Origin of the sequence: Streptomyces sp. MJM8645 (assembly GCF_001625365.1) — a bacterium.
Lineage (GTDB): Bacteria > Actinomycetota > Actinomycetes > Streptomycetales > Streptomycetaceae > Kitasatospora.
This window is the reverse complement of the sequence record NZ_LJJF01000001.1, coordinates 4,899,366-4,913,364: the sequence shown is the minus strand read 5'-3', so window position 1 is coordinate 4,913,364 and position 13,999 is coordinate 4,899,366. Positions and strand designations below refer to the sequence as shown.

General features: G+C 73.3%; 13 protein-coding genes. 5 read left to right on the top strand and 8 right to left on the bottom strand.

The features are described 5' to 3' along the window. The first annotated feature begins 531 nt into the window (after nt 1–531). Together A6F73_RS21250 and A6F73_RS21245 are read left to right on the top strand one after the other, a co-directional pair. Nucleotides 532–2,643 (top strand): cellulose synthase catalytic subunit, encoded by a 2,112-nt coding sequence (locus A6F73_RS21250; protein ID WP_063349256.1) that lies wholly within the window; start codon nt 532–534, stop codon nt 2,641–2,643. 156 nt (nt 2,644–2,799) lie between these two features. Beyond that, the gene (locus tag A6F73_RS21245; protein WP_079136312.1) at nt 2,800–4,659 is read left to right on the top strand and encodes a galactose oxidase-like domain-containing protein; all 1,860 of its coding nucleotides are present in this window, start codon (nt 2,800–2,802) and stop codon (nt 4,657–4,659) included. Between the two features lie 105 nt (nt 4,660–4,764). On the opposite strand, the gene A6F73_RS21240 is transcribed toward A6F73_RS21245, so the two are convergent. From A6F73_RS21240 to A6F73_RS21225, 4 genes are all read right to left on the bottom strand, one after another. Beyond that, nucleotides 4,765–5,862, bottom strand: a complete 1,098-nt coding sequence (locus tag A6F73_RS21240; RefSeq protein WP_079135860.1) for a glycoside hydrolase family 6 protein — start codon at nt 5,860–5,862, stop codon at nt 4,765–4,767. 196 nt (nt 5,863–6,058) lie between these two features. Beyond that, a complete protein-coding gene (locus A6F73_RS21235) occupies nt 6,059–6,787 on the bottom strand; it encodes a uracil-DNA glycosylase (RefSeq protein WP_244293451.1) in 729 nt (242 codons plus the stop codon). Nucleotides 6,788–6,865: 78 nt separating this feature from the next. Continuing rightward, nucleotides 6,866–8,143, bottom strand: coding sequence for a low temperature requirement protein A (locus A6F73_RS21230; RefSeq protein WP_063349253.1), 1,278 nt, complete (start codon nt 8,141–8,143; stop codon nt 6,866–6,868). Nucleotides 8,144–8,226: 83 nt separating this feature from the next. Next, nucleotides 8,227–9,006, bottom strand: a complete 780-nt coding sequence (locus A6F73_RS21225; RefSeq protein ID WP_063349252.1) for an HAD-IIA family hydrolase — start codon at nt 9,004–9,006, stop codon at nt 8,227–8,229. Nucleotides 9,007–9,191: 185 nt separating this feature from the next. Between A6F73_RS21225 and A6F73_RS21220 the strand changes: the two genes are divergently transcribed. Then, nucleotides 9,192–10,289 (top strand): Gfo/Idh/MocA family oxidoreductase, encoded by a 1,098-nt coding sequence (locus tag A6F73_RS21220; RefSeq protein ID WP_063349251.1) that lies wholly within the window; start codon nt 9,192–9,194, stop codon nt 10,287–10,289. A gap of 95 nt (nt 10,290–10,384) precedes the next feature. Here A6F73_RS21220 and A6F73_RS21215 read toward each other — a convergent pair whose 3' ends face one another. Then, nucleotides 10,385–10,807, bottom strand: a complete 423-nt coding sequence (locus A6F73_RS21215) for a type II toxin-antitoxin system VapC family toxin (RefSeq protein WP_244293450.1) — start codon at nt 10,805–10,807, stop codon at nt 10,385–10,387. Next, nucleotides 10,800–11,084 (bottom strand): type II toxin-antitoxin system prevent-host-death family antitoxin, encoded by a 285-nt coding sequence (locus tag A6F73_RS21210; protein ID WP_063349249.1) that lies wholly within the window; start codon nt 11,082–11,084, stop codon nt 10,800–10,802. Before A6F73_RS21210 ends, A6F73_RS21215 begins: the two co-directional genes overlap by 8 nt. Before the next feature lie 209 nt (nt 11,085–11,293). Here A6F73_RS21210 and A6F73_RS21205 point away from each other — a divergent pair, with 209 nt between their 5' ends. After that, nucleotides 11,294–11,587 carry a DUF6412 domain-containing protein gene (locus A6F73_RS21205; protein ID WP_063349248.1) on the top strand — a complete coding sequence of 98 codons (294 nt, stop codon included), beginning with the start codon at nt 11,294–11,296 and terminating at the stop codon, nt 11,585–11,587. 81 nt (nt 11,588–11,668) lie between these two features. Beyond that, nucleotides 11,669–12,364: a YidC/Oxa1 family membrane protein insertase gene (locus tag A6F73_RS21200; protein WP_063349247.1), complete on the top strand. Its 696-nt coding sequence runs from the start codon at nt 11,669–11,671 to the stop codon at nt 12,362–12,364. Nucleotides 12,365–12,433: 69 nt separating this feature from the next. On the opposite strand, the gene A6F73_RS21195 is transcribed toward A6F73_RS21200, so the two are convergent. Together A6F73_RS21195 and A6F73_RS21190 are read right to left on the bottom strand one after the other, a co-directional pair. After that, nucleotides 12,434–13,120 (bottom strand): HAD family hydrolase, encoded by a 687-nt coding sequence (locus A6F73_RS21195; RefSeq protein ID WP_063349246.1) that lies wholly within the window; start codon nt 13,118–13,120, stop codon nt 12,434–12,436. Nucleotides 13,121–13,149: 29 nt separating this feature from the next. Next, a complete protein-coding gene (locus A6F73_RS21190; RefSeq protein ID WP_063351380.1) occupies nt 13,150–13,740 on the bottom strand; it encodes an NUDIX domain-containing protein in 591 nt (196 codons plus the stop codon). Between the last annotated feature and the right edge of the window lie 259 nt (nt 13,741–13,999).

The following is a 13,999-nucleotide window of genomic DNA, read 5'->3' as shown; positions in this document are numbered from 1 at the left end:
CCGGCCGTTCGCTTTGCCTCCGTGCCGCCGCTGCCGTCGCCCCGTCCGCCGAATTCGCTGCATTAGCACCACTGCGGTGCGGATTGGCCGGGAACCGTAGGATCTTCATGCTTGCGCGGTGATCATTTCCCAGACCGGTTGCGATCACGGTTGCCCTCCGGGAGAGTTGGGGGCGCCGTGGATCCCGCGTGCCCGGAGGGGAAGCCGGGAGCGCGCCGGGATCCGCATTCGAAGTCCCCGCAGGCGCGCAATGAATTCCGCTCGCAAACGCCCACCGGCGCAAGCAGAAGCATGACGCGAATGACGGCCCGAAAACCGCTTGGAAACAACGGCGGTCCACCGGGCGGTGTTTCACGGGGACGGCTTTCGAGGCAAGAGGCAAGGCGAAGCAAAGCTCCGGGGGGAGCGGACCAGCCCCGCCGAACGCGGCCGGCCAGGCGCGCCACGGGACGGCGGATCGCATACCCCCGGTCTGAACACGCACCAACGGGCCCGCCGCCACGGCCGGGCCCCGGCCGGGGGGAGCAGACGATGACCACGCCGTTCGCGCGACAGAAGGACGCCGGGACGGCCCGCGGGCGAGGCGCCGGGCGGCGGCTCGACGACGACCTGGCCGCCGTTCCCGTACCCGAAGCCCCGTATGACTACGGTCACTTCAGCCGGCTGGCCGGCCCGGCGCACGACCCGGACGAGGAGGACGACCTCGGTGGCGGCGTCTACCAGCCCGAGCCCGCCCACCACGGAGCCCCGCCGTCACCCTGGCACGCGCACCAGGCCGCACAAGAGACTGTGCACGAGGCCGCGCAAGAGCCCGCCCCCGCCCCCACCGCCCCCTACCGCGTCCAGTACCGCAGCCTGCTGCGCCGCGAGCCGCACCGGATCCGCGCCGCCCTGCTGATGGTGGCGGCCCCGCTGGTGGAGGTGGTGCTGCTGGTGTGGCTGCTGCTGCCGGAGCACTGGCCGGAGCGCCCCGGCGAGACGCACACCCTGGTGCTGCTGGGCGACAAGGTGATGATCGGGATCATCGCCGTGGTCGAGGTGTTCCGGCTGGTCAACGTCGTGTCCAACACCCACGCCACGCTCGTCGCCCGCGATCCGATACCGGTGACGCCGGAGTCCGGCACCCGGGTCGCGTTCGTCACCGCCTGCGTGCCGGGCAAGGAGCCGGCGGAGATGGTGCGGGCCACGCTGGTCGCGGCACGCACCGTCCGGCACGACGGCCCGTACGACGTCTGGCTGTTGGACGAGGGAAACGATCCTGCGATGCAGGCGCTCTGCACCGAGCTGGGCGTCCGCCACTTCAGCCGCTTCGGCCGCCCGTACTGGAACCAGCCCAAGGGCCGGTTCCGCACCGGCACCAAGCACGGCAACTACAACGCCTGGTTGCAGGCGCACGGCGACGACTACGACTTCTGGGTCTCGGTGGACACCGACCACGTCCCGCTGCCGGACTTCTGCGAGCGGATGCTCGGCTACTTCCGCGACCCCGACGTGGCATTCGTGGTCGGACCCCAGGTGTACGGGAACTACCGCAGCTCGGGATCGGCCGTCACCAAATTCTCCGAGAGCCAGCAGTACCTCTTCCACGCACTCATCCAGCGCGCCGGAAACCGTTACGGCGCGCCCATGTTCGTCGGCACCAACAACGCCGTCAGAATCCGTGCGCTCCAGTCGATCGGCGGGTTGTACGACTCCATCACGGAGGATATGGCGACCGGCCTGGAGTTCCACCGGAGCCGGAACGCCGAGACCGGTGAACGCTGGAAATCCGTGTACACCCCGGACGTGCTCGCGGTCGGCGAGGGCCCGTCCTCCTGGACCGACTTCTTCTCCCAGCAGCTGCGCTGGAGCCGCGGCACCTACGAGACCCTGCTCACCCAGTACTGGCGGGTGCTCTGGCGGCTGTCGCCCGGGCGGCTGCTCAACTACTCGCTGATGGTGGGCTTCTACCCGATGGCGGCGCTCACCTGGCTGCTCGGCGGTCTGTCCAGCGTGCTCTACCTGGTGTTCGGCGCCTCGGGGGTCCACGTGTCCTCCGAGATCTGGATGATGCTGTACAGCGACGCCGCCGCACTCCAACTGCTGCTCTACACCTGGAACCGCAAGCACAACGTGAGCCCGCACGAGCCGGCCGGCTCCTCCGGGGTCGCGGGCATGCTGATGTCCGCGCTCTGCGGCCCGGTCTACGCGGCCTCGCTGGTGCAGGCGCTGCTGCGGCGGCGCAGCCGCTTCGTGGTGACGCCGAAGGGCCGTTCGGCCAGCGCGGACCGGGTGAGCACCTTCCGCTTCCACCTGTTCTGGACGCTGGTGTTCGGCGGCGCGATAGCGGCCTCCTTCTTCACCGGCTACGACCACGTCGCGATGCGCACCTGGGCCTGGATCGCCCTGGTCCTGACCGTGCTGCCGATCCTGGTGCTGGCCGGCGACGCCGTCCGCCGCCGGCGCACCCGGCCCACGGCCACGCTCACCGTCACCGGCGGTCCGGCGGCGACCCCGAGGGTCGTCCTGGAGAAGCGCCGCCCCCGGCACGCCCGCGATCCCCGGCACGGGCGGGCCGCACCGGTCGCCCCGGCCGCGCCGGCCGCGCCGCCGGGCGTCCCCGCGGCACCCGACCGGGCGGAGCACACCACCACCACCCGCTGAAGCCGCCCGACCCGCCAGCACACCCGAACCGCCAGCCACCCCGAACCTCACGAGCTCCCGAACCTCACGAGGGGACCAACCACCGTGAAGATCCACAAGACCGGCCGGACCAAGCGCTTCGCCCTCGGCAGCACCGTCGCGCTGACCGTCGCCGGGATGAACGCGCCCGCCGTCCTCGGCTTCGCCAGCCAGCAGTACCACCAGTACGTGATCAACCGCCCCGACTACAAGGCGGAGTACGGCCACTGGCAGACCCTCACGCTCCCCGCCGAGTTCCGGGTCAACGCCGTCCACGCCACGCTGCTGCGCACCGGCAAGGTCCTCATCGTGGCCGGCTCCGGCAACGACGAGAAGCGCTTCGACGCGGGCAGCTTCCGCAGCCTGCTCTGGGACCCGGCCGCGAGCACCTACAAGCTGATACCCACCCCGGCCGACATGTTCTGCGGCGGCCACGCCTCGCTGCCGGACGGCCGCGTCCTGGTGGCCGGCGGCACCCAGCGGTACGAGAAGCTGGCGGGCGTGGTGAAGAGGGCGGCCGGCGTCATGCGGGTGCGCAACGAAAGCCCCGAGCGCGCCAGGACGTTGCCCAAGGGCACCGTCTTCGTCGGCCCGAACGGACGCGAGTACGCCTCCACCGTGCCGGTGACCGTCCCGGCCGCGGCGAAGACAGGCACCGGCAAGCAGACCGTCGTCACCGCCGGCGAGCAGCACGTGTTCGTCGAGGCGGTCGGCGAGGGCGCCGACTACGTCACCGACTCCCCCGCCCAGTACCGGATCAAGGGCCTGGCCGGGGTCGACGCCCACAACCTGTACGGGCAGAGCACCAAGCTGACCCTGGACAAGCAGGAGTACCAGGGCATCCGCTCCGCGTTCGAGTTCAACCCGGACACCGAGCTGTACGAGCAGGTCACCGACATGGCGTACGCCCGCTGGTACCCGACGCTCACCGGACTGGGGGACGGACGGGTGGTCACCGTCTCGGGCCTGGACGACACCGGGGAGATCCTCAACGGCAACGACAACGAGATCTACGACCCGAAGAACAAGACCTGGTCCAAGGGCCCGGACCGCTACTTCCCGACCTACCCGTCGATCTTCCTGACCGCCTCCGGCAAGCTCTTCTACTCGGGCTCCAACGGCGGCTACGGCCCGGCCGACAAAGGCCGCGACCCCGGGGTGTGGGACCTGTCGAACAACGGCTTCCAGCCCGTCCCCGGCCTGCGCGACCCCGCCCTCACCGAGACCTCGTCCTCGGTGCTGCTGCCGCCCGCGCAGGCCCAGAAGGTGATGGTGCTCGGCGGCGGGGGCGTCGGCGAGTCGCCGCTGTCCACCGCCCGCACCGACATCGTCGACCTCTCCGCCGCCAAGCCCGCCTTCACCCCGGGCCCGGACCTGCCGGCCGGCGGCACCCGCTACCTGAACAGCGTGATCCTCCCGGACGACACCGTGTTCACCACCGGCGGCTCCAGCGGCTACCGGGGCCGGGGTGCCAGCGACCTGCTCAAAGCGCAGGTGTACCACCCGGACACCAACAGCTTCAGCACCGCCGCCGAGCCCGCCGTCGGCCGCAACTACCACTCCGAGGCGCTGCTGCTGCCGGACGGCCGGGTGGCCGTGCTCGGTTCCAACCCGCTGTTCGCGGACAAGGCCGAGACCACGCCGGGCGGCTTCGAGCAGCGCATCGAGATCTACACCCCGCCGTACCTGTTCCACGGCGACCGCCCACAGGTGGCCGCCGCGCCGGAGGCCGCGAAGCTCGGCACCACCGTGCGGATCGGCACCGCCCGGCCGGACGCGGTCGCCACCGCCAAGCTGATCCGGCCGAGTTCGGTCACCCACGTGACCGACGTCGAACAGCGGTCGGTGGCCTTGGACATCAGCGGTCGCACGGCCGACGGGGTCTCGCTCACGCTCCCCGCCAACCCCAACCTGCTGCCGCCCGGCTGGTACATGCTGTTCCTGACCGACGCCGCCGGCACTCCGTCGGTCGCGCGCTGGATCCAGGTGACCGGCTGAGCGACACCGGGTGCGTCACGGCCTGGTACGGACCCGGACTGGTGCAGACCGGCACTGGCGCGGACCCGCACTGGTGCAGACCGACACTGGTGCGGATCAGCCCCCTCAGCGGGCGGCCTGCGCCAGGCCGAGCGCGTACGGCAGCCAGAACTCGCCCGCCCGGGGCTCGCCGCGCCCGCACTCGCCGTCCGACTCCCCCGGATTCTTGATCCACAGGTAGGCGTCGACCCCGGCCCGGCCGGTGTCGGCGGTCGGCCGCTCACCGAGCGCGCGGCCGGGCGGGTTGCACCAGGCGTCGCCGCCCAGCGGGCCGTTGCCGTTGCGGCTGGTGTCGATGACGAAGTGCTTCCCGCCCAGGGCGGCGGAGAGCTGGCCGCCATAGGCCGTGTTGCGGCCGGTGTCGTAGAAGTTGGCGACGTTCACCGCGAAGCCGTCCGCCGCCGCGATCCCCGACTTGCGCAGCGCGGTGGACAGTTCGGCCGGGTCCTGCGACCAGCCGGGGTTGCCCGCGTCCAGGTAGACCCGCACCTGCGGACGCTTCTTCAGCTCCTGCACGGCGAAGGCCAGCAGGCCGTACCGCTCGGCGGCCAGGTCGCCCTTGATCCCGCAGCTGTCCAGGGTGTGCGCGACGGCGTCCGGCTCCAGCACCACCCAGGCCTTGCGGTCGCCGAGGGCCTCCGCGACACCGCTGATCCAGGCCCGGTAGGAGGCGGCGTCGGCGGCGCCGCCGGCCGAGTACAGGCCGCAGTCGCGGTGCGGGATGTTGTAGGCGACGAAGACCGCCGTCCGGTCCGCCTCGGCGGCCCGGCGGCTGACCTGTTCGGCGATCTCCTTGGCGCCCTGCTCGCCGAGCCACTGCGAGGAGGGCTGGGCGGCGATCCGCAGCATCGTGTCGGCCTCCGCCGGCCGGCCCTGGCCGCGCAGGGCGGTCACCTGCCGGGCGGCGTTGGTCTGGTCGGAGACGTAGAAGGCCTGGCCGGGGAGCTGGGCGAGGCTCGCGGGGCCGGTGCCCGGGTTCGCGGCGGAGGCGGTGGGCGCGGCTGTGGGTACGGCGGCGGTCCCGCCGGCCGCGGCACCGGCCGATGCGCCGCCGCCCGGGCCGCCGGGTGATCCCTTGGCCGATCCGGCGGTCGAACCGCTACAGCCCGCGGCCCCCGCCAACAGCACGACCAGGGCCGCCCCCAGGGCCCGTCGGATTGCCACTACCCGTCCCACCCGGCGCACGTACCGCCCCTCCCCCCAGAGCCGGTCCGGCGACCGGTCGGCACCAGCTAAGCACACCGGCCACCGCCCGCCCGCGACGGGCGGTGAACGCCGGGTGGCCGTGAGCGGGCGGACGGGCGACCCCGCCCGCCCGGACCGCCCCTCACCCAACTCCCGGGCGCTCAGCCCCAGGTGCTCAGCCCTGCTTCAGGTTGGGCACCTGCCAGTCGATCGGCTCGCCGCCGAAGCCGTCCAGCGCCGTGTCGATCTGCGAGAACGGGCGGCTGCCGAAGAACAGCTTGGCCGACAGCGGCGACGGGTGCGCCCCCTGCACGACCACGTGCTTGGACGTGTCGATCAGCGGCAGCTTCTTCTTCGCGTAGTTGCCCCACAGCACGAAGACCACCGGCTCCTCGCGCTCGCTCACCGCCTTGATCACGGCGTCGGTGAACTTCTCCCAGCCCTTCGCCTTGTGCGAGTTGGCCTCGTGCGCGCGCACCGTGAGCACCGCGTTGAGCAGCAGGACGCCCTGTTCGGCCCAGTGCATCAGGTAGCCGTTGTCCGGGGCGGGGATGCCGAGGTCGGCGTCCAGCTCCTTGAAGATGTTGCGCAGCGAGGGCGGCGTCCTGGTGCCGGGCAGCACCGAGAAGCTCATGCCGTGGGCCTGGCCGTCGTCGTGGTACGGGTCCTGCCCGAGGACCAGCACCCGGACCTTCTCGTACGGCGTGGCCTCCAGCGCGGCGAACTCCTGGCCGCTCGGCGGGAACACCTGGTGCTGCGCGCGCTCGGCCGCCACGAAGGCCGCCAGCTCGGCGAAGTACGGCTTCTCCGTCTCGGCGCCCAGCACCGGGCGCCAGGACTCGGGCAGCTCCAGCCCGCCGCCCTCGCCGGCCTCCACCACGCCCGCCTCGACCGTGTCCGTCACGACATCTACCTCCCACACCGCGGCTGTTGTGCCGCACGCCCTCTTTCACCCCGAACGCTACACAGCCCCACCGACAACTCACTCCGCCGAAGCCGCAGAAGCCGCCGAAGCCGCAGAAGGCAGCGCGGACCCACCAGGCAGCGGGGCCCCAGCGGGAACTACAGGCAGCGCCGACCCCGAGGGAGCCACCGGCGCGGGGTCCGAACCGGCCGCCCGCACCACCCGGACGTGCTCCACCACGTTGAGCGCCACCAGCAGCACCGCCAGTGCCACCAGCACCGCCAGCGCCGGCAGCCGCACCACCGCCGGCGCCAGCCCCAGCACCACCGCCGCCGCACCGAGCCGGGTCGTCGCCACCTTGCGGAACATCATCCAGCGGGTGTATCCGAAGGTCAGCAGGTACAGCCCGCACCCGCCGTACAGCAGCGCCACCGACCCCGGGCCGAGCGCCTGCCACGGGTCCGCGACGGTCTCCCCGAAGCCGACCGCCACCCCGATCACCCCGGCGGCCAGCGCCAGGTGCCCGTATTGGAAGATCCGCCGGACGACGTCCCGCCGGGAGTCGGCGACCTCGACGGCGTACCGCATGGCGTCCGCCGCGTACACGAAGTATTGCCACCACAGCCCCGCCGAGATGGTGAACGCGGCGGCCACGGCGGCGAGTTCGGCCACGTCCAGCCGGGCGCCGGCCGCCGTCCCGCCGATGCCGACGATCGACTCGCCGAGTGCCACCAGCAGGAACAGCGCGAACCGCTCCGGCATGTGCGAGGGGTGGTACGCCACCGCCGCCAGCCGCCGCCGGAACACCAGCGGCGCGGCCAGGTCGCAGAGCGCTGCCGCCGCCCACAGGGCCAGCCGCGGCCCGTCCGGCATCAGCCCGCCCACGACCAGCAGCGGCCCGCTGACCAGCACGCCGGCGCCGTACGGGCCGCGCCAGACGCCCGGCAGGCGGATCAGCAGGAGCAGCAGCACCAGCCGGGCCAGCCAGTACGCGGCGCCGAGCAGCACGCCCCGCCCGCCGTACGCGCCCGGGACGGCGAGCGCCATGAACAGGCCGGCCAGCCCGACCGCCAGGATGCCGAGGCGGTCCCGCAGGTTGTCCACGTCCCGGATGTTGGCCTGCACGGTGGTGCCCACCCAGCACCAGTACACCGGCACGAACACCACCAGCGCCCGGACCAGCCCGGTGGCGTCGTGGTGGTGGTGCAGCAGCCCGGAGACCTGGGTGATCGCGAAGACGAAGACCAGGTCGAAGTAGAGCTCGGCCCAGGTGACCCGCTTCTCGTCGGCCTCCCCGCCGACGCCCCCGGCGTCCCGCCGCGCCTCCGGCGGCCCCGCATCCCCCGTCGCACTCATTGCGCCGTTGCCTCCCCACAGGTACGAAACGGGCCCCGGCCCGGCGACCGGCCGGGACGGGGCCCATGACAGCACCGCAGAGGCTAGACCAGCTCGACCAGGTCCGCGATCGACTTGACCACCCGGGTCGGCCGGTACGGGAAGCGCTCGACGTCGGCGGCGGCGGTCAGGCCGGTGAGCACCAGGATGGTCTCCATGCCGGCTTCCATGCCCGCGACGATGTCGGTGTCCATCCGGTCGCCGATCATGACGGCGGTCTCGGAGTGGGCCCCGGCGGTGTTCAGCGCCTCGCGCATCATCAGCGGGTTGGGCTTGCCGACGAAGTACGGCTCGACGCCGGTCGCCTTGGTGATCAGGGCCGCGACCGAGCCGGTGGCCGGCAGCACGCCCTCGGGGGACGGGCCGGTCTCGTCGGGGTTGGTGCAGATGAACCGGGCGCCCTGGTTGATCAGGCGGATCGCCTTGGTGAGCGCCTCGAAGCTGTAGGTGCGGGTCTCGCCGAGGACGACGTAGTCCGGGTTGTTGTCGGTCAGCACGTAACCGGCCTGGTACAGCGCGGTGGTGAGCCCCGCCTCGCCGATCACGTAGGCGGTGCCGCCCGGGCGCTGGCCCTTGAGGAACTTGGCGGTGGCCAGGGCGGAGGTCCAGATGCACTCCTCCGGCACCTCCAGGCCCATCCCGGCCAGGCGGGCGCTGAGGTCGCGCGGGGTGTAGATGGAGTTGTTGGTGAGGACCAGGAACGGCTTGCCGGACTCCCGCAGCCTGCGCAGGAACTCCTTCGCGCCGGGGATGGGCGTGCCCTCGTGGATGAGGACGCCGTCCATGTCGGTCAGCCAGGACTCGATGGGCTTGCGGTCTGCCACGTGCGTGTCTCCCGAAGTGTTGCAACGTCTGTCGAAGGCCCTGACGCGGCACAGCCTAATCCGCACGCCTGCTCGACGACAGCGCGTTCCGTCCCACGGGACCGGCACCGCCGCCCCGCCCCGCCTCCTGGCCCGGCCCCCTGCGAAACCGGGAGCAACCGGGCGCCTCGTGATTGAGTGGGCGCATGAGCGCCTCGACCCCCTCGTCCTCCCCGGACCGCCCGGACCGCCCGTTCCGCGTCGGCCTGATCGGCTACGGCCTGGCCGGCTCCGCCTTCCACGCCCCGCTCATCGCCACCACGCCGGGGCTGCGGTTGGACGCCGTGGTCACCGCCAGCCCCGAGCGCCGCGAGCAGCTGCGCCGCGAGCACCCCGGCGCCCGCGCCGTCGACACCCCCGAGCAGCTGCTCGCCGACCCGGACGCGCTCGACCTCGTCGTCGTCGCCTCGCCCAACCGCACCCACGCTCCGCTCGCCCGCGCCGCCCTGCGCGCCGGGCTGGCCACCGTCGTCGACAAGCCGCTGGCCGGCACCGCCGCCGAGGCGCTGGAGCTGTGCCAGCTCGCCGAGGCCCGGGGCACCCTGCTCTCCGTGTTCCAGAACCGGCGCTGGGACGGCGACTTCCTGACCGCCGCCCGGCTGGTCCGGGGCGGCGCGCTCGGCCGGGTGCACCGCTTCGAGTCCCGTTTCGAGCGGTTCCGCCCGAAGCCCAAGCCCGGCTGGCGCGAGCTCGCCGACCCGGCGGAGGTCGGCGGCACGCTGTACGACCTGGGCAGCCACCTGGTGGACCAGGCGCTGACGCTGTTCGGCCCGGTGGAGACGGTGTACGCGGAGGTCGACGTGCGCCGGGACGGCGCGGTCGTCGACGACGACGCCTTCCTCGCCCTCACGCACGCCTCCGGCACCCGCTCGCACCTGTGGACCAGCGCCATCACCCCGCTGATCGGCCCCCGGCTGCGGGTGCTCGGCGACGCCGCCGGGTACGTCAAGCCCGGCATGGACCCGCAGGAGGCGGAGCTGCGGGCCGGGCACCGACCGGACGGCGCCCGCCCGTGGGGTGCCGACCAGCCCTCGCAGTACGGCACCCTCGGCACCGACGAGTCCTCGATCGCGCTGCCCACCGAACCGGGCGACTACCCCGCCTTCTACGCGGGCATCGCCGCCGCCCTGGCCTCCCCGGGCACCCCGCCCCCGGTCGACCCGCGCGACGCGGTGGCCACCCTGGCCGTCCTGGAGGCCGCCCGGGCCTCCGCCGCCACGGGCACCACGGTCCGCCTGGGCTGAGCGGCTGCCGGGCCTGCCGCCCCCTCAATTCCACTTCTAAGCCGCTTAGATGATCGGCCGAAGGGGCGGCAGACCACCAGCGCGAAGAGCGGCCGTCACACCCCGATGACCTCCACCGCCGAGCCCAGGCCCCGGAAGTCCGCGACGTTGCGCGTGTACAGCGGCAGGCCGTGGGCCGAGGCCACGGCCGCGATCATCAGGTCGATCCGACGCGGACGCGGCTGCCGGCCGGCCGCGATGGTGAGGGTCACCAGCGTGCCGTAGCGGGAGGCCGCCGCCGCGTCGAAGGGCAGCGGGTCGAAGTCGGCCATCGCCGCGCCCAGCACCTCCAGCCGGGCCGCCCGGCTGACCGCGTCGCGGGCCATCGACACACCCTGTTGCAGCTCCGCGAAGGTGATCGCGGTCAGCTCCGGCACAGCCGGCAGGTTCGCCGGGGAGAGCAGGGCCAGATCGATGTAGACACAGGTGTCGAGCACCCCGGCCAGCCGCCGCCGGGCTGCCCGCCTGCGCTCAGCCACGCCGCCGCTCGAACGGGTCGTCGCCCTCGTCGCCCACCAGTTCCTCCGGCCCGAAGTACTCCTCGGCCTCCTTGCGCATCTGCTGGTAGTCCACCCGCGGCAGCTTCACGTGCCGCGCCACCAGCTCCTCCGCCGTGAGCCGCCGCCGCCCGGACACCGGTCGCAGCTCCGCGACCTCGACCCCGTTCCTGGTGATGTGGAAGGTCTCCCCGGCCTCCACCGCATCCATCACCGCGGCGGAGTTGTTCCGGAACTCCCGCTGGGTAATCGTCTTCATCCCTCCACGGTAGCCCCGCGTAGCACCCTCGGCTACGCCCCTGCACCGCTCCGCGAAAGCACCTCGGCGCGACGGGTGCGCCACGGGTGCGCCACGGGAATTCCGCGCCGGGCGGGAACTCGGCGGGCTCGGCGATCGTCCTGAACGTCTGAAGTCCGGCCCCGAGTCCGTGGGGCCCGAAGCCCGTCACGCCGAAGGAGGAGCAGCGCATGACCGTCGTCGCGATGCTCCTCGGGCTGCTCCGGGTGCTGACCGGGGAGCTGGTGACCGAGGGCGGGACGGTCGCGTCGGTGGCGGCGGTCGCCGCCGTGGCGCTGCTGGCCGGTGCGGTCGCGGGCACGCTGGCGGGGGCGCGGCTGCTGGGCGCGCGGGCGCCCACGGCGGTGCGCAGCGGGGTGCTGCGGCGGCGCGCGTTCCGTACGGCCTTCCTCCCGCAGCGCGATCCCGATGCCCGGGGCAGGCGACGCCCGAGGGCGCCGGGTGCGGCCCCGGCGGCCGCGTAGCTTCGTCGTCTTCCGCCGTTCCACGCGGCCGTCCTCCGTCGACCACTCGTTTTCCGAGACCCCCGGAGGGCTCGCTCCACCATGTCCGTTCTCGCTGTTCTCGACCCGGCCGTCGCCGTCGCCCATGCCGCCGTCGCCGCGCTGGCCCAGGTACTGCCGACCGCGCTGGCGATCGTCCTGTTCACCGTCGCCGTCCGGCTGGCGTTGCATCCCTTCGCGCGCGCGGCGGCGCGGGGGGAGAAGTCCCGGGCGCGGCTGGCGCCGAAGGTCGCCGAGGTGAACCGGAGGTTCAAGGACCGCCCGGAGAAGCTGCGGGAGGCGCTCGCCGAGTTGTACCGGGAGGAGCGGGCTTCGCCGTTCGCGGGGTGCCTGCCGATGCTGGTGCAGGTTCCGTTCTTCTCGGTGATGTACCGCCTGTTCACCACCCCGAACGGCCTGCTGGACCACACCCTGTTCGGCGTGCCGCTCGGCCTGCACGTCGGGGGCGCGCACGGCGCCGGGCAGTTGGCGGTGTTCGGCCTGCTGTACGCCGGGCTGGCGGCGGTCGGGTACGTCAACTTCCGCCGGGCCAGGCGGGCGGCGGCCGCGCAGCCGACCCCTCAGCCGGGGGCGGGGCTGCTGCCTTACCTGTCCTTCGGGTCGGTGCTGTTCGCGATGCTGGTGCCGGTGGCCGCGGCGCTCCACCTGGTGACGACGAGCACGTGGACGGCCGCGGAGCGGGCCTGGCTGCACCGGGGTGGCGCACCGGCGCCGACGGCGGCGGCGCTCGCGCTGTGAGCCTCGCGCTGTGAACACCGCCGCCGAACCCGCCGATCTCGCCGAGGCAGCCGACCCCGCCGGCCTGCGTCAGAAGTGCCGCAGCAGTTCGGGGAAGGCCGCCAGTTGCAGGGTCGCCTCGTCGGGGCCGAGGTCCTGGTGTTCCAGGACCCAGGTGTGCTGGTGCGGGATGAAGACCGTGCGCAGGCCGGCCCGGCGGGCCGGGGCGATGTCGGACTTGGGCGAGTTGCCGATCATCCAGGTCCGGTCGGGGTCGAGGCCGAGCTCGGCGCCGAGCCGCCGGTAGGTGTCCGCCGACTTCTCGGCCACGATGTGGACGCCGCGGAAGTGGTGGTCGATCGTGGAGGCCGTCACCTTGCGCTGCTGCTCGTCGAGGTCGCCCTTGGTGAGCAGCAGCAGGTGGTGGCGTCCGGCGAGGTCGGCGAGGGTGTCGGCGACGCCGGGGATCAGCTCGATCTCGCGGCTGCTGAGCGGAGCGAGGAGGCCGTCGATCCGGGCTTCTTCGGCCGGGGTGGGGGTGCGGTCGCCGTTCAGCCGCCGCAGGCAGTCGGCGAGGCTCTGCCGGAACACGGCGGCGCCGTAGCCGAGGGCGGCGGAGTTGGCGGCTTCGATCTCGTCGAGGACGGCCCTGGCGCGGTCGCGGTCGGCCGGGGTGGCGACCCAGTCCAGGAAGCCGTCGATGACGCGCTCGAAGAGGACGTTGTTCTCCCAGAGCGTGTCGTCGGCGTCGAAGATGAGGGTCTGGTCGGTGTGCATCCGGGTGTGCTCCAGCGGGGTTCGGAAGGTCAGGCGGGGGCGTCGAGCAGGCGGCCGGCCCGGTCGAGCGTCTCGCGGAGGTTCTCCTCGGTGGTCCGCTGCCGGGCCTCGGCGATGGTCAGCCACTCCAGCGGGGCGGCGGGGTTCTCCGGCCGTGCCCGCTCCGGGGTGCCGGTGGCCAGCAGGAAGCGCAGGTCGGCGTGTTCGTGGGCCGGTTCGGCGGGCGAGGCCGGGACGGGCACGACGGCGAGGTGGACGAGGGCGAGGTGGACGAGGGCGGCGTCGGGCCACGGGGTGAGGTCGGTGAGCCCGGTCTCCTCCAGGCCTTCGCGCAGCGCGATGTCCAGCGGCCGGGTCTCCCCCGGGTCGCCGTGGCCGCCGACCTGGAGCCAGGCCTGCTGGCGGACGTGCCAGCGCAGGAGGACGCGCCGGGTCGGCGGGTGGACGATCAGCGCGGAGGCGGTGAAGTGCAGCGGCGTCCCGCGGTCCCAGGCGTCGGCGGCCCCGGTGAGGTGGCGGACGCGCTCGTGGTCGGCGGTCTCCGTCGGGCCCTGCGGCCGGTGGCCGGCCAGCAGTTCGGTCAGGCCCGGGCTGTGCGCCGCGCCGCCTGTGGTCACCATGATCAGCACTCCTCGTTGCGCTCCGGACCACGTCAACGTCAACCGGCTTGCGGGGGCGGGTGATCGGGGCCGGGGCTTCCGGTTCCGGCGAACCCGCGAAGCCTAGCCCCGGGGCCCTCCGGCGGCCCACCGGTTTTCCTCCCGGGGCCGCCCGGCAGCCGGCTCCCCCCTCTCCGGACGGCCACGAAGGGCCGGTCGGGGCAGCGCCCGGGAGGCCGTAGCCTGTGGTGATCGTTTCGGGACAGGTGGAGGGATGTCG

Coding starts and splice junctions, on each gene's coding strand:
- A6F73_RS21220 (WP_063349251.1), top strand. CDS start 9,192: ATGAGCGCCTCGACCCCCTCGTCCTCCCCGGACCGCCCGGACCGCCCG.
- A6F73_RS21205 (WP_063349248.1), top strand. CDS start 11,294: ATGACCGTCGTCGCGATGCTCCTCGGGCTGCTCCGGGTGCTGACCGGG.
- A6F73_RS21200 (WP_063349247.1), top strand. CDS start 11,669: ATGTCCGTTCTCGCTGTTCTCGACCCGGCCGTCGCCGTCGCCCATGCC.
- A6F73_RS21195 (WP_063349246.1), bottom strand. CDS start 13,120: ATGCACACCGACCAGACCCTCATCTTCGACGCCGACGACACGCTCTGG.
- A6F73_RS21250 (WP_063349256.1), top strand. CDS start 532: ATGACCACGCCGTTCGCGCGACAGAAGGACGCCGGGACGGCCCGCGGG.
- A6F73_RS21245 (WP_079136312.1), top strand. CDS start 2,800: ATGAACGCGCCCGCCGTCCTCGGCTTCGCCAGCCAGCAGTACCACCAG.
- A6F73_RS21190 (WP_063351380.1), bottom strand. CDS start 13,740: ATGGTGACCACAGGCGGCGCGGCGCACAGCCCGGGCCTGACCGAACTG.
- A6F73_RS21210 (WP_063349249.1), bottom strand. CDS start 11,084: ATGAAGACGATTACCCAGCGGGAGTTCCGGAACAACTCCGCCGCGGTG.
- A6F73_RS21230 (WP_063349253.1), bottom strand. CDS start 8,143: ATGAGTGCGACGGGGGATGCGGGGCCGCCGGAGGCGCGGCGGGACGCC.